11 protein-coding genes and 1 tRNA gene are annotated in these 13,704 nt (G+C 62.0%); 6 read left to right on the forward strand and 6 right to left on the reverse strand.

The genetic code is table 11. From position 1 onward, the window contains the following. Positions 1-319 precede the first annotated feature (319 nt). Both C8K44_RS16155 and C8K44_RS16160 read right to left on the reverse strand, forming a co-directional pair. Positions 320-393, reverse strand: a tRNA-Gln gene (locus C8K44_RS16155). Between the two features lie 114 nt (positions 394-507). Next, positions 508-1,452, reverse strand: a complete 945-nt coding sequence (locus tag C8K44_RS16160; protein WP_109576841.1) for a YbhN family protein — start codon at positions 1,450-1,452, stop codon at positions 508-510. Between the two features lie 292 nt (positions 1,453-1,744). On the opposite strand from C8K44_RS16160, the gene C8K44_RS16165 reads away from it, so the two are divergent. Next, complete coding sequence (locus C8K44_RS16165) at positions 1,745-3,097, forward strand: Ppx/GppA phosphatase family protein (protein WP_109576842.1); 1,353 nt, start codon at positions 1,745-1,747, stop codon at positions 3,095-3,097. Beyond that, a complete protein-coding gene (locus C8K44_RS16170; RefSeq protein WP_109576989.1) occupies positions 3,094-3,813 on the forward strand; it encodes an RlmE family RNA methyltransferase in 720 nt (239 codons plus the stop codon). The genes C8K44_RS16165 and C8K44_RS16170 overlap by 4 nt, the downstream gene beginning before the upstream one ends. On the opposite strand, the gene C8K44_RS16175 is transcribed toward C8K44_RS16170, so the two are convergent. Beyond that, a complete protein-coding gene (locus tag C8K44_RS16175; RefSeq protein WP_109576843.1) occupies positions 3,808-5,217 on the reverse strand; it encodes an MFS transporter in 1,410 nt (469 codons plus the stop codon). The genes C8K44_RS16170 and C8K44_RS16175 overlap by 6 nt on opposite strands. A gap of 317 nt (positions 5,218-5,534) precedes the next feature. Here C8K44_RS16175 and guaB point away from each other — a divergent pair, with 317 nt between their 5' ends. Both guaB and C8K44_RS16185 read left to right on the forward strand, forming a co-directional pair. Further along, positions 5,535-7,037, forward strand: coding sequence for an IMP dehydrogenase (guaB, locus tag C8K44_RS16180; RefSeq protein WP_109576844.1), 1,503 nt, complete (start codon positions 5,535-5,537; stop codon positions 7,035-7,037). 5 nt (positions 7,038-7,042) lie between these two features. Continuing rightward, on the forward strand, positions 7,043-7,582 hold the full coding sequence (locus C8K44_RS16185) for a hypothetical protein (RefSeq protein WP_199227113.1): 540 nt from the start codon (positions 7,043-7,045) through the stop codon (positions 7,580-7,582). Positions 7,583-7,634: 52 nt separating this feature from the next. Here C8K44_RS16185 and rnd read toward each other — a convergent pair whose 3' ends face one another. Next, positions 7,635-8,792, reverse strand: a complete 1,158-nt coding sequence (rnd, locus tag C8K44_RS16190; RefSeq protein WP_109576846.1) for a ribonuclease D — start codon at positions 8,790-8,792, stop codon at positions 7,635-7,637. Positions 8,793-8,877: 85 nt separating this feature from the next. Further along, a complete protein-coding gene (locus C8K44_RS16195; RefSeq protein ID WP_109576847.1) occupies positions 8,878-10,122 on the reverse strand; it encodes an MFS transporter in 1,245 nt (414 codons plus the stop codon). Positions 10,123-10,317: 195 nt separating this feature from the next. Here C8K44_RS16195 and C8K44_RS27315 point away from each other — a divergent pair, with 195 nt between their 5' ends. Together C8K44_RS27315 and aspS are read left to right on the forward strand one after the other, a co-directional pair. After that, entirely contained in the window at positions 10,318-10,500 is a 183-nt protein-coding gene (locus C8K44_RS27315) for a hypothetical protein (RefSeq protein WP_146203948.1), read from the forward strand. A 99-nt stretch (positions 10,501-10,599) separates the two neighbouring features. Continuing rightward, positions 10,600-12,390 carry an aspartate--tRNA ligase gene (aspS, locus tag C8K44_RS16200; RefSeq protein WP_109576990.1) on the forward strand — a complete coding sequence of 597 codons (1,791 nt, stop codon included), beginning with the start codon at positions 10,600-10,602 and terminating at the stop codon, positions 12,388-12,390. Positions 12,391-12,477: 87 nt separating this feature from the next. On the opposite strand, the gene C8K44_RS16205 is transcribed toward aspS, so the two are convergent. Beyond that, the gene (locus C8K44_RS16205) at positions 12,478-13,671 is read right to left on the reverse strand and encodes a hypothetical protein (RefSeq protein ID WP_199227122.1); all 1,194 of its coding nucleotides are present in this window, start codon (positions 13,669-13,671) and stop codon (positions 12,478-12,480) included. Positions 13,672-13,704 lie beyond the last annotated feature (33 nt).

Consider the following 13,704-nt stretch of genomic DNA (forward strand, 5'->3'; position numbering starts at 1 on the left):
TGTACGTCCGAAAACTTCGATGCCTTCATCGCTCTCCGCTCCTCTCCCAACCGGGAAACTACAGCGGAAAACTCCAATTCTGAACGGTCCAGTTTTCGGGGGTCAGAGCACAGGTCAATGGCCTTACGGGACCGCGTGGGGCAGATTCGTGCGGAACGGCGTTCCCGGTCAATACGAGAAGCTAAGTTGCGCCGGTAAATATCAGTGGAAGGTGGTTGAGTGAAACCCGTGAAGGTCCATGTGGGGCAACCACAGAGCTGTAACACTTAGCGTTCGCTAATGTTTTCTAAGTGTCTGATTCTATTAATAAAAAGAGTGCTGGCTGGGGAACCTGGATTCGAACCAGGACTAACGGAGTCAGAGTCCGTGGGTCTACCGTTAACCTATTCCCCAGCAGGCCGACTTTTCGCTTCGGCCGCGACGCTGTCTCGACAACGCCGCCGGTGCGCGCCTTGTAGCCACCGCCGGGAAATAGTCAACCCCGTTCGACGCGGCAATTTTCGGTTTTCACACTTCGCCTTGCTTATCGTTGCGTCCGAACTGCGAATGCTCGAAGGCAAGCACCGCGATGACGCCGAGGACAAGAGGGATGATGAGGTAGAAAAGCCGGAAAACCAAAAGGGCGGCCAGAACTGCTGCAGGATCCATTTCCGAAAGGCCGGTGAGAAAGACGACCTCGAGCACGCCGAGCCCGCCTGGCGCATGCGAGGCCTGCGCCACGGCAAAGGAAAAAAGGAAGATGCCAAGCACGATGATGTAGCCCGGATTGTGCTCGCTCGGCAGGGCGAAATAGATGATCGCGGCGGCCGCGAGAATCTCCAGCGGGCCGATGATCAGCTGGCGCGCCACGATTGGCAGTGCAGGATAGTGCAGGCGGAAGCTGCGGATGGCGAGCGGCTTCAGATGCAGCCAGCTGCCAAATACATAAGCGCCGACAAACGCCAGCATGGCGATGCCGAGTGCGATCCACCATCCTTCGTAATTGCCTTCGGTGTAGCGGTCGAGCAGGCGCGGTTCGAGCAGAATCACTACGGCGCCGACGAAAACGCTCGACAGCACGAAGGTGAACCAGCATATGCCGACCAGTATCCCGACTTCCTGGCCGCTGAGGCCCTTGGTGGCATAGGCGCGATAGCGGATGACAGCGCCCGAAAACACCGAACCACCGATGTTGTGCGACAGCGCGTAGGTGGTGAAGGAGCAGACGGTGACGAAGAACCACGATACGCGTTTGCCCAGATGCAGAAGCGCTATGTGGTCATAGCCGGCAAGGGCGGCATAGGCGACGATGGAACTGAGGGCCGAAAGCAGCCATCCATGCAAGGGGATGGCTGTGAGGCCGCTCCAGACATCGTCGAGGGAGATTTCGCGCCACTCGTGGTAAAGCAGCCAGGCAGAAACGGCGACGGCGCCAAGCCCGATGACGGGCCAGATAAAGTCTTTGATTCTCATGCGTAGCGCTAGGCAGTTCCTTTCGGTCTGGCGTTTCGATGCCTCGCGTTGGATATGCGTCCGCTCGCATGTCCGGTTCGTCTTTCAGCTTTGCCCCATCGACGCCGGCACTTCAACCCGAAGCACGGATTTCGGCTGCAGGGTCGGCGCGACGTGAATTGAGGCGACTTAAATTTCCGCCCGCGCGGGCCTTGGTGATCCGCCCGCGCGCTGATACTCTGCCGGCAACACAAGATGACATGCGCCTGCAGCGTCCGAAAAGGTTCGCGCGGCGCGAGAAGGAAGTTGCAAGGTGAAGGACCGCGAACCCGACGCTGGTGCGTCGGATGCGGGTGTCCCTGGGAATGTTTCGGCGCCTCACGGCGCGGGCCGATCTCAGAAAGGCCGCAAGGCCGCCGCGCGACCGGTAAACGGTCACGGCAATGGGGACGCTGCGCAACATAATGGAAAGACCAGGAAGAGGCGCAAGCGCCGACGCGGACGCAAGGTTTTTGCGCGCGATGGTGCTCAGGCCGGCGGCGCGCAGGCTGATCTGACCAGCCCGCAGGCGCTGACCCGGCCGAGCGTCGCGCCGGCCATGCCAAGCCCTGCTGCAAGGCAGGAGCAGGTCGAGCAACCGCGCCGTCTGCCGACTTCGGAGTTGCCGGTATTTGCCGCGCTGGATCTCGGCACCAACAATTGCCGGTTGCTCGTCGCCGTGCCCGGAAGACCCGGCCAGTTCCGGGTGATCGATGCCTTTTCGCGTATCGTGAGGTTGGGCGAGGGGCTGTCGGCCTCGGGGCGGTTGAGCCAGCCGGCGATGGACCGGGCGGTCGAAGCGCTCAAGGTCTGCAGCGACAAGTTGCGCAATCGCAAGATCAAGAAGGCCCGGCTGATAGCGACCGAAGCCTGCCGTACGGCTGCAAATGGCGCGGAGTTCATCGATCGCGTCGAGCGCGAGGCGGGGCTGAAGCTTGAGATCATCGACCGCCAGACCGAAGCACGGCTTGCCGTATCCGGCTGCGGCTCGCTGGTTGAGCGCGATACCGACGGGGTAGTGCTGTTCGACATTGGCGGCGGCTCATCGGAGATCGCGCTGATCGATGTGTCGCGTCATCGTTCGCCGCGGCTGGCGAATCACATCGTCTCCTGGACCTCGCTTCCGGTGGGGGTGGTCTCGCTCGCCGAACGTTTCGGCGGCCGCACCGTCACGCGCGAGATCTTTGCCGCGATGGTCGAGGACGTCGCTGGCCGCCTGCGCTCGTTTGACGGACGCGACCGGCTCAGCCATATCGTGTCGAGCCCGAAATTCCATTTGCTGGGAACGTCGGGCACGGTGACCACGCTTGCTGGCGTCCACCTCGAACTCGACCGCTACGATCGCCGTCGCGTCGACGGATTGTGGATGGACGGCACAAGCGTCGACCAGATGGTCGAAAAGGTGCTCGGCTGGGACTTTCACCAGCGCGTGGCAAACCCTTGCATCGGCGCCGACCGGGCCGACCTCGTTTTGGCCGGCTGCGCCATTTTGGAGGCCATTCGCGCGGTTTGGCCGTCGGAGCGGCTGCGCGTTGCCGATCGGGGCTTGCGCGAAGGCATTTTGAGCGAATTGATGGCCGACGACGGCGTGTGGCGCCGCAACTGGCGGAACGGACAGCGCACATGACCAAGAAACCAAAACCAGCGGTAGGTGCGGGCGCGACCCGTGTGCTCCGCACCAAGATCAAGAAGAAGCACGGGCTCAAGGAATCGTCGCGCCGGTGGCTCGAACGCCACATGAACGACCCTTATGTCCAGCGCTCCAAGGCCGATGGCTATCGCTCGCGCGCGGCCTACAAGCTGATCGAGATCGACGACAAGCATCATCTGCTCAAGTCCGGCATGAAGATCATCGATCTGGGTGCGGCCCCTGGTGGCTGGTGCCAGGTGGCGGCGGCCCGCACCAACTCGACGGCTGAAAATCCGCATGTCGTAGGCATCGATTATCTCGAGATGGACGCTGTGCCCGGCGCGCCCGTGCTGCTGATGGATTTCCTCGACAACGACGCCCCGGCACGACTGTCGGAAGCGCTTGGCGGCGCCCCTGACCTCGTACTGTCCGACATGGCCGCGCCGACGACCGGGCATCGCCGTACCGACCATATCCGTACCATGCACCTGTGCGAGGTTGCCGCCGATTTCGCCATTTCGGTGCTGAAGCCAGGCGGCCACTTTCTGGCCAAGACGTTTCAAGGTGGGACCGAAGCCGAGCTGTTGACGCTGCTCAAGCAGAATTTCCGTACGGTTCATCACGTCAAGCCGCCGGCGTCCCGCGACGAATCGGCCGAGCTTTACCTGCTTGCCAAGGACTTCAAGGGCAGGTCCGAGCCAGAAGCCTCATAGCTGCTGCGGCTCGTCTGCCGTGTTCCGCGGCAGGCGGTGTCCGGAGATGGCCTTGCCGGCGTCCGGAGCCATGCGCGCATACATGAACGCTGGCAGCAGCGAAATGGCGGCCACCGTCAGGAAGGCGAAGGTGAAGCCCGCGCCACCGATCGGTTGACCGGTAGTCAGCGACCAGATTTCAAGCGCGCCACCGCCCATTGCCACGCCCAGCGCAACCGATGTCTGTTGCGCCACCGCCGAGATGGCCGTGGCCTGGCCGCTCTGGGCAGCTTCTATGTCGCTGAAGACCAGGGCGTTCGACGAGGTGAAGAACAACGAGCGCAGGAAGCCTGCCAAAAACAGCACCGAAAGGATCACCAGATAGGGCGTCTGCGGCGTGAACAGCGCGTTGGCGGCCATCAAGCCCGCTGACACCACCGATGCGATCATCAGCACTGTGCGAAAGCCGACCGTCTTCAGGATCTTGGGCGCGACGAACTTCATCGACAACGCGCCCGCTGCGGTGGCGAAGGTGATCATGCCCGACTGGAACGGTGAAAGGCCGAAGCCGAGCTGAAACAGCAGAGGCAGGAGGAACGGTGCCGCGCCGACGCCGACGCGAAACAGCGAGCCGCCAACGATGGCGGTGCGGAAAACCGGGTTGGCGAAGAGCCTGAGGTCCAGCAGCAGGTAGGGAGCGGTGCGGGCATGGCGGACATAAAGCAAGCCCGAGACCACGCCGATGGCGATGGCGACGGCACCGACGCTCGGCGGCAATGCCGGCAGGCTGACCACCGACAGGCCGAAGACCACGCCCGATGCCGCGATCGCCGACAAGAAGAAGCCGGGCACGTCGATGGGCCGTGTCGCCTCGGGTGGTATCTCGGGCAGGAAAATCCCCGACAGCCAGATGCCGATGACGCCGATCGGAATGTTGATCAGGAAGATCCAGTGCCAGGTGAAGAAGGTGGTGATGAAGCCGCCGACCGGCGGCCCGATCAGTGGGCCGACAAGTGCGGGGATGGTCAGTGTCGCCATGGCGGCGACCAGTCCGCTCTTTTCCGTCGTGCGCACCAGAACCAGACGTGCCACCGGCGTCATCATCGAACCGCCCATGCCCTGGAGGAAGCGGGCGAGCACGAATTCGCCGAGTGAACCCGACATGGCACAGGCAATGGAGCCGAGCATGAATACGCCGATCGCCACGCGGAACACCAGTTTGGCGCCGAAGCGGTCGGCCATCCACGAGCTGATCGGAATGAAGATGGCGAGCGAAACCAGATAGGCCGTCAATGCGAGCTTGAGCGCTATCGGGCTCGTGCCTATGTCGGTCGCGATCGCCGGCAATGATGTGGCAATGACGGTCGAGTCCATGTTTTCCATGAACAAGGCGACGGCAAGGATCAGCGGCGTGGTTCTATTCAACGAAAGCGTCCGGCATCAAATCTATCACAGCGGCCGCTCGCTCAGCCGTCTTGCTGGGTTAGCATGGATATGCCAGCCTGTCCGCTGCCAGGACCTGCCGCTTCTGAAGGCCAGTCAGTCGAGCTACTGACCTCGCCTGCATAACGCAAGGTCTCGGCAGGGCGTTCCGGCGCGAACTGCGGCGATTGGCCTTCATCACGTGCTTTTCATCGGGGCGAAGACGTGTTACCAGCCACCGCCAATCCTGAAAGGGAAAAGACGAGTCGGCGCTGCATACCAATGGTTCCAGCGCCCTTTCATGCATTCCGAGGTTGGCCATGGCAAAAATCATCGAATCCTCCACCGGCGCTCTGGCGTTGACCTTTGACGACGTGCTGCTGCAGCCCGGTCATTCCGAGGTCATGCCTGGCGAGACCGACATCCGCACCCGCATTGCCGGCGATATCGACCTCAACATTCCGATCATTTCGGCGGCAATGGACACCGTCACGGAAGCGCGGCTTGCCATCGCCATGTCCCAGGCTGGCGGCATTGGCGTTATCCATCGCAACTTCACCCCGGCTGAACAGGCCGAGCAGGTCCGCCAGGTCAAGAAGTTCGAATCGGGCATGGTGGTCAACCCGGTTACCATCGGTCCTGACGCAACCCTGGCCGATGCTCGTGCGCTGATGCGGGCGCATGGCATTTCGGGTATCCCGGTCGTCGAAAACGGCGGTACCGGTGGACAAAAGACCGGGCGTCTCGTCGGTATCCTGACCAACCGCGACGTGCGCTTTGCCTCTGACCCGGCGCAGAAAGTCTACGAGTTGATGACCCGCGAAAACCTGATCACCGTCAAGGAGACGGTCGAGCAGGACGAGGCCAAGCGGCTCTTGCACCAGCACCGCATCGAAAAGCTGCTCGTCGTCGACAAGAACGGCAATTGCGTCGGCCTTATCACCGTCAAGGACATGGAGAAGTCTCAGCTCAACCCGAATGCGTCCAAGGACGGTCAGGGACGCCTGCGGGCGGCGGCCGCCACCAGCGTTGGCGATGACGGCTTCGAGCGTGCCGAGCGCCTGATCGATGCGGGCGTCGACCTGCTCGTCATCGACACCGCGCATGGCCATTCGCAGCGCGTGCTCGACGCTGTCGCCCGCGCCAAGAAGATCTCCAATTCCGTACGCATCATGGCCGGCAACGTCGCCACCGCCGACGGCGCCCAGGCGCTCATCGATGCTGGTGCCGACGCCGTCAAGGTCGGCATCGGGCCGGGCTCGATCTGCACCACGCGCATCGTCGCCGGTGTCGGCGTGCCGCAGCTGTCGGCTATCATGTCTGCCGTCGAGGCTGCTCAGAAGGCGGGCGTAACCGTGATTGCCGACGGCGGCATCAAGTATTCGGGCGATCTGGCCAAGGCGCTGGCCGCAGGCGCTGGCGCGGCCATGATCGGCTCGTTGCTCGCCGGCACTGAGGAAAGCCCGGGCGAGGTCTATCTGCACCAGGGCCGCTCGTTCAAGGCCTATCGCGGCATGGGCTCCGTGGGCGCGATGGCGCGCGGCTCGGCCGACCGCTACTTCCAGGCCGAGGTTCGCGACACGCTCAAGCTGGTGCCTGAGGGCATCGAGGGGCAGGTGCCTTACAAGGGTCCCGTGGCCGGCGTGCTGCATCAGCTGGCGGGCGGCCTCAAGGCTGCGATGGGTTATGTCGGCGGGCGCGATCTTGCCGATTTCCGCGAGCGTGCCACCTTCGTGCGCATTTCCAATGCTGGCCTGCGCGAGAGCCACGCCCACGACGTGACCATCACCCGCGAAAGCCCGAATTACCCCGGCGGGGTATGAGGCGAATGACCGTAAGGCTGCGGCGTCACGCGGCGGCTCTGAGTTTTGCCACGGCGGTGATGTTCATCGCCATGATCGCAATGGAGTTTCTTTATTTCCGCAGGCTGAGCGGCGGTTTGACATCGCTTGACCTGCGGTTTCTGGGCTTTTCCGAGACCGAAGGTTTCGCCTGGATCGCCGCGCTCGGACGTCGGGGTGCCGAGGCCATTCTTGTCTGGCACTACCTGACCTTCGATTTGGTGTTCCCCGCACTGCTGTCACTGACGCTCGCCAGTCTGATCCTGAAAGCCGGCGAGCAGCTGCCGCGCTTTGCAGCTCTGAGCCACACCATGCGCTCGGTCACGGCGCTCGTTTTGGTGTTGCCATACACGATTGCCGATTATGCTCAGAACATCGTTGTCGCGCGCATGCTTTCGGATCCGCCCTCGGCCGGCAGCAGGTCAATGGCTCTTGCCTCCGGACTGATCGTCGCCAAGTTCGCCTTGCTTGTTGTGCCAGTCGTGGCACTGGGGGCGTTCGTGCTGGCGGCACAACGAAGGCGGTAAGTCGATCCAGGCCTAGACGCAGTCGGTGGCGCGGCGAACGAGCCGCGCCAGTTCAGGCCTTGATTTCGAACACTGCGATTTTGCGTTTGTCGAAGCGGAGGGCGATTTCGCCGCGAACCAGCTTGAGTGCGGTCTCGCCGAATACCGAGCGGCGCCAGCCTTGAAGGGCCGGGACGTCGGCGGCCTCGCCTTCGGCGGCGATACGGTCGATGTCGTCGCCCGAGGCGAGCACTTTGGGGGCTACGCCTTCCTTCTCCGAAACCAGGCGTAACAGCACCTTGAGCAGCTCGGCCGCAGCGCTTGAGCCTTCCGGCGGCTGGAACGTCTTGGGCAGCCTGGGCATCTGCTCGCGCGGCATGTCGAGTGCCGCGGTGACGACGGCCAGCAGTGCCGTGGCCGATGACGACCGCTCCCAGCCCTTGGGCGTGGTGCGCAGTCGTGACAGTGCGGTGGCATCGCGCGGTGCCTGCTGCGCTATCTCGTAGATGGCATCGTCCTTCAGCACGCGCCCGCGCGGCACATTGCGTTCCCGCGCTTCGCGCTCTCGCCAGGCAGCGACCGCCTGGACTATGGCCAGTTCCTGTGGCTTGCGCAGGCGCATCTTCAGCCGCTTCCAGGCGTCTTCGGGATGCGGATCGTAGGTTTCGCGAGAGGTCAGCACCTCCATCTCTTCGTTGAGCCAGTGTGCGCGGCCTTCGCGCTCAAGCTCGGCGACGAGATGCTGATAGACTTCGACCAGGTGGGTCACGTCGGCGAGCGCGTAATCGAGCTGCTTTTCCGACAGCGGCCGATGGCGCCAGTCGGTGAATCGCGACGACTTGTCGATGCGTCCGCCGGTGATCTTCTGGACGATCTGTTCGTAAGAGACGCTGTCGCCGAAACCGCAGACCATCGCCGCGACCTGGGTGTCGAACACCGGATGGGGGATCAGGCCGCCAAGGTGAAAGACGATTTCGATGTCTTGCCGGGCGGCGTGAAAGACCTTGGTCACGGCCTCATTGGCCATCAGCGAAAAGAACGGCTTGAGATCAAGGCCGGGCGCGAGTGGGTCAATCAGCGCTGATACGCCGGGCGCTGCCATCTGGATGAGGCAGAGTTCCGGCCAGAAAGTGGTTTCGCGAATGAACTCGGTGTCTACCGTGACGAAGTTGGATTTTTCGAGAGCGGCAATGACGGTTTCGAGTTCGTCCTGGGTCGTTATTACATGCATAATATTGCTTTTGTCAGAACGCGTTATCTTTCCATTTCAGTCAGGCGACCTTTCGTCAAGGACCTGTAGCGCCAGCACGGAAAGTCTAGCCGGCGTCCGAACTGTTGGTTGGCCCGTTTCTGCGGGCAAGGCGCGCGAAGATAGGTGAAGTTCTCAGCAACGCGATGAAGCGGCCGCGATGGCCGGCAGGCACCGGTGAGCGCGATCCCATGCGGTAGACGATGACAGCCACGAACACGACATAGACCGCAGCGCTGAAGCTGAACAGCGCGTGCGGACCAAACTGCTCCATGACGATCGAGGCCACGAACGGGCCGGCAATGGCTCCGACCGAGTAGAACAGCATCAATGCGGCATTCACCAGGACGAACTCGCCCTTTTCGGCCCGGTCATTGGCATGCGCCGCCGACAGCGAATAAAGCGGCATGGCAAACGAGCCGAAGATGAAGATGAGCACAAAATTGGCCAGCGGTGAATTGCCGGCCAAAAAGACCAGCATCAGCGCCGAAGCCATCGCGCCAAACGTGGTGACCAGCAGCACCATGCGGCGATCCCACAGGTCGGACATGTAGCCGAGCGGATACTGGATCAAGGCGCCGCCAATGATGCCGACGCTGACGAAGGTGACGACATCGGTGACCGACAATCCGATTTGCTCGGCATAGATCGGGCTCAGGGTTCGAAAAGCGCTGTTGGTGATGCCGACGAAGATGCAGCCGATGCTGCCGAGCGGCGAGATCAGCCAGGCACGCTTGAGGTCGAGCTTGACGTCTTCTGGCGGTGTCGGATTGGACCGATCGCCGAGCGATACCGGCACGAGCGACAGTGTGATCATGATCGACATGATAGCGAAGATGGTGAAGCCACCCGCGCCGAAGACCGGTATCATGAATTGCGCACCGGTGACCGAACCGATGTCGATGATGCGGTAGATGGCAAGCACCCTGGCGCGGTCATGGTTGGAAACGCCCGAATTGAGCCAGCTTTCCATGACCGTAAACAGCCCGGCAAAGCAGAAGCCGGTGGCAAAGCGTATGACCGACCACATCACCGGATCGATGACCAGCACCAGCGTCAGGGTAGCCGACGCCGCGATGGCGGCGAGTGCCGCGAATGCCCTGACATGGCCGACAGCCTTCATGATGCGAGTGATGAACAGGCAGCCGAGCAAAAAGCCGATGAAGTAGAATGTGCCCATCAAACCGATGGTCGACGCCGTAAAGCCCTCCTGCGCGCCGCGCAGCGCAATCAAGGTGCTTTGCAGGCCGTTGCCGCCCAACAGGATGCCGGCGGTGATCAGGAGTGGGATGAGGGGGCGGATGGAGGACATTCGACAACGCGATAAAACGTGACTTGGCTATAGTTATGCTCATCGGTCAATGCCAGACAGCCACTGGCGCGACATAATCCGTCGGCTGCGCCAACGTATTGCCTCTGGAGCGACGATGGACATGCATCGGCGGGTCTCAAAGTGCACCGGAATATTCATGGCTGCTGAAAATGGCCGAGCAAGCAGCCTGCGAGCATGGTTATGCTGGTGTCTGCCACGATTCGCTCAGCTTCCAGCCAGGCACCGGACTTCCCCAACCGCCTGCGATATGAGGAGTTCGGGCGCATCGAGGATTTCCTGCCAGGACATTGCAGCGTCTGGCTGAAAAAAGGCTCTGTGCATAAGTCGATTGCCTGCTTGCCGGTGGCGCAACCTTGACAAAACCGGGCACGCATGCGCTTTTCGCGCCAAATTTCGGCCTGGGTGCAGCTGTCGCCCCGGCGTCACGTGACAACAGCCCAAACCGGAACATTTGCCATGCACCGTTACCGCAGCCACACCTGCGCTCAATTGAGGAAATCCGACGTCGGTTCAGCCGTTCGCTTGTCCGGCTGGGTGCACCGCGTGCGAGATCACGGGGGCCTGCTGTTCATCGACATGCGCGATCACTACGGCCTGACCCAGATCGTCGCCGATCCCGATTCGCCTGCCTTCAAGGTCGCAGAGACCGTGCGCGGCGAGTGGGTCATCCGCGTCGACGGCGAGGTCAAGGCGCGCATGGCGGAGGCCGTCAACGGCAACCTCCCGACCGGCGAGATCGAAGTCTTTGCCAAGGAAATCGAAGTCCTGTCGGCCGCCAAGGAGCTGCCGCTGCCGGTTTTCGGCGAGCCTGAATATCCCGAAGACATTCGCCTGAAGTACCGCTTCCTCGATCTTCGCCGGGAAACGCTGCACAAAAACATCGTCGCCCGCACCAAGATCATCGCCGAAATGCGCAAGCGCATGACCGACGAAGGCTTCACCGAATATTCGACGCCGATCCTGACTGCGTCGTCGCCGGAAGGCGCGCGTGACTTCCTGGTGCCCAGCCGCATCCATCCGGGCAAGTTCTTCGCGCTGCCGCAGGCGCCGCAGCAGTACAAGCAGCTTCTGATGGTCGCTGGCTTTGACCGCTACTTCCAGATCGCGCCGTGCTTCCGTGACGAAGACCCGCGCGCCGATCGCCTGCCGGGCGAATTCTACCAGCTCGACCTCGAAATGAGCTTCGTGACCCAGGAAGACGTCTGGAACACGATGGAGCCGGTGATGCGTGGCGTGTTCGAACAGTTTGCCGATGGCAAGCCGGTCACCCAGCAGTTCCGCCGCATTCCTTACGATACGGCGCTGCGCACCTATGGCACCGACAAGCCGGACCTGCGCAACCCGATCGAGATCCAGGAAGTCACCACGCACTTTGACGGCTCGGGCTTCAAGGTGTTCGCGGGCATGATCGCCTCGAACCCGAAGGTCGAGGTCTGGGCCATCCCGGCCAGGACCGGCGGTTCGCGTGCGTTCTGCGACCGCATGAACTCCTGGGCACAGGGCGAGGGCCAGCCGGGCCTCGGCTACATCTTCTGGCGCAAGGAAGGCGACAAGCTCGAAGGCGCTGGTCCCATCGCCAAGAACATTGGCGAGGAGCGCACCGAGGCGATCCGTCAGCAGCTCGGCCTGTCGGATGGTGACGCGGCGTTCTTCGTCGCCGGCGATCCAAAGAAGTTCGTCTCGTTCGCCGGTGCTGCCCGCACCCGCGCCGGCGAGGAACTGAACCTCGTCGACCGCGATCGTTTCGAGTTGTGCTGGATCATCGACTTCCCGTTCTACGAATGGCTGGAAGAAGAAAAGAAGATCGATTTCGCCCACAACCCGTTCTCGATGCCGCAGGGCGGTCTCGAAGCGCTGAACAATCAGGATCCGCTGACCATCAAGGCTTATCAGTACGACATGGTCTGCAACGGCTTCGAGATCGCTTCCGGCTCGATCCGCAACCAGCTGCCCGAACTGATGGTCAAGGCTTTCGAACTGACCGGCAAGTCGCGTGAAGAAGTCGAAGAGCAGTTCGGAGGTCTCTATCGCGCCTTCCAGTATGGCGCGCCGCCGCATGGTGGCATGGCCGCGGGTGTCGACCGCGTGATCATGTTGCTTGTCGGTGCAAAGAACCTGCGCGAAGTGACGCTGTTCCCGATGAACCAGCAGGCCCAGGACCTGTTGATGAACGCGCCCGCCGAGGCCACCCCGCAGCAGCTGCGCGAGCTTTCGCTGCGCATCGCGGTAGCTAAGAAAGAAGCTTAGGAAGTTCGCACAAGCGACTCTTTCGACTCACAAAAAAGCCCGGCATCGCTGCCGGGCTTTTTTCATTTAGGGGCGTAGCAACCAGGATCAATCCTGGTTGGCGGTAACCGTCAGGCCGAGCGTCTTGGGCAGGTCCTTTGGGTTCGACATGCCGCTTGCGGCCAAAAGTGCGAACGGAACCGGGGAGGCGGGCTTGGCGGCGATCTCGATCGACTTCGGGTTGTCGAGATAAGCCGTGACCGCCGACGTCACCTGGGTCGCCAGCTCCGGATTGTTGAGCTCCATCATCAGGAACGGCACGATCGCCTTGGCCTGGTTGGCAATGTCCTTGGCGGTCATGTTCTGCTGCTTGGCCAGATACTCCAGAACCTTGTTGGTCACCGAATCGTCGTCGAAACGAACGGTCGCGCCGTTGAAGGTCAACTGCTGCATCAGGCCGAGCATGGCGAGGCCCTGAGCCGAGTCGTCGCTGCCTTCCGGCTGCGCGGCCATCTTCTTTTGCAGTTCCTGCACCGACTTGAGGAAATCGAGCGTGTAGCCGCCCAGGTCGAAGGTCATGCCGAGCGTGCCGGCGTTGTCGACGGTGACGTCGTAGCTCGTCAGCGCCATGCGGCCGTCGGTCGGCTGCCAGCTACCCTCCATCTGGAAGTTGCCGCTGATGTTCTGGTAGCCGAGCGCATCGATGGCTGCCTTGGACTGCGGATCTTCGACAAGGCTGAGATCTGCGGTGAATTTCTCGGCCGAACCGGTGAATTCCATGGCTTTTCCATCGACGGGCGGCGTCACCTCAGCCTGGAAGTTCGTCATCTGGAAGGCTTGCTTGTCGCCGATCTTGACGCTGACATTGTCTAGGTTTGCGGTTTCGTACATCAAGAACGACGCGAGCAGATCGGTCGAGTCGGTGGCCGGCAGTGTTACATTGCCGAGCGTCAGCGGGCTGACTTCGATCTTAGCCGTGCCTTCGCTGAAGCTGTAGGGCTCGGTGGAGACGGTCTCGATCTTGTAGCCACGGTTCTCTTCGGTGATGCCGCTGAGGGTGACCTTGCCGATCGAAAACGGCTTGCCTTCGCCGACCACCGCAATGCTCGCCCCTTCGAGTACGGCGTTGGAAGCGTCTCCCGTTACGCTGGTCCAGCCGAGCGTCATGTTCTGCGCAGCCAGGACCGTCTTGAGTCGCTCGGCGACCGCGGTGGCGTCCTGAGCCAGTGCTGCATTGAGCGGAAGCGTGAAGAGGACTGTCGATAGAGCGAGCTTGCTGAATGCAGAGCGGTATTGCGTCATCATGGTTCCCTGAGACTGTGAGGATTCGTTCAC

The organism is Aminobacter sp. AP02 (genome assembly GCF_003148805.1).
GTDB lineage: Bacteria > Pseudomonadota > Alphaproteobacteria > Rhizobiales > Rhizobiaceae > Aminobacter.

Coding starts and splice junctions, on each gene's coding strand:
- C8K44_RS16195 (WP_109576847.1), bottom strand. CDS start 10,122: ATGTCCTCCATCCGCCCCCTCATCCCACTCCTGATCACCGCCGGCATC.
- rnd (WP_109576846.1), bottom strand. CDS start 8,792: ATGCATGTAATAACGACCCAGGACGAACTCGAAACCGTCATTGCCGCT.
- C8K44_RS16160 (WP_109576841.1), bottom strand. CDS start 1,452: ATGAGAATCAAAGACTTTATCTGGCCCGTCATCGGGCTTGGCGCCGTC.
- C8K44_RS27315 (WP_146203948.1), top strand. CDS start 10,318: ATGGTTATGCTGGTGTCTGCCACGATTCGCTCAGCTTCCAGCCAGGCA.
- C8K44_RS16185 (WP_199227113.1), top strand. CDS start 7,043: ATGACCGTAAGGCTGCGGCGTCACGCGGCGGCTCTGAGTTTTGCCACG.
- C8K44_RS16205 (WP_199227122.1), bottom strand. CDS start 13,671: ATGACGCAATACCGCTCTGCATTCAGCAAGCTCGCTCTATCGACAGTC.
- aspS (WP_109576990.1), top strand. CDS start 10,600: ATGCACCGTTACCGCAGCCACACCTGCGCTCAATTGAGGAAATCCGAC.
- C8K44_RS16170 (WP_109576989.1), top strand. CDS start 3,094: ATGACCAAGAAACCAAAACCAGCGGTAGGTGCGGGCGCGACCCGTGTG.
- guaB (WP_109576844.1), top strand. CDS start 5,535: ATGGCAAAAATCATCGAATCCTCCACCGGCGCTCTGGCGTTGACCTTT.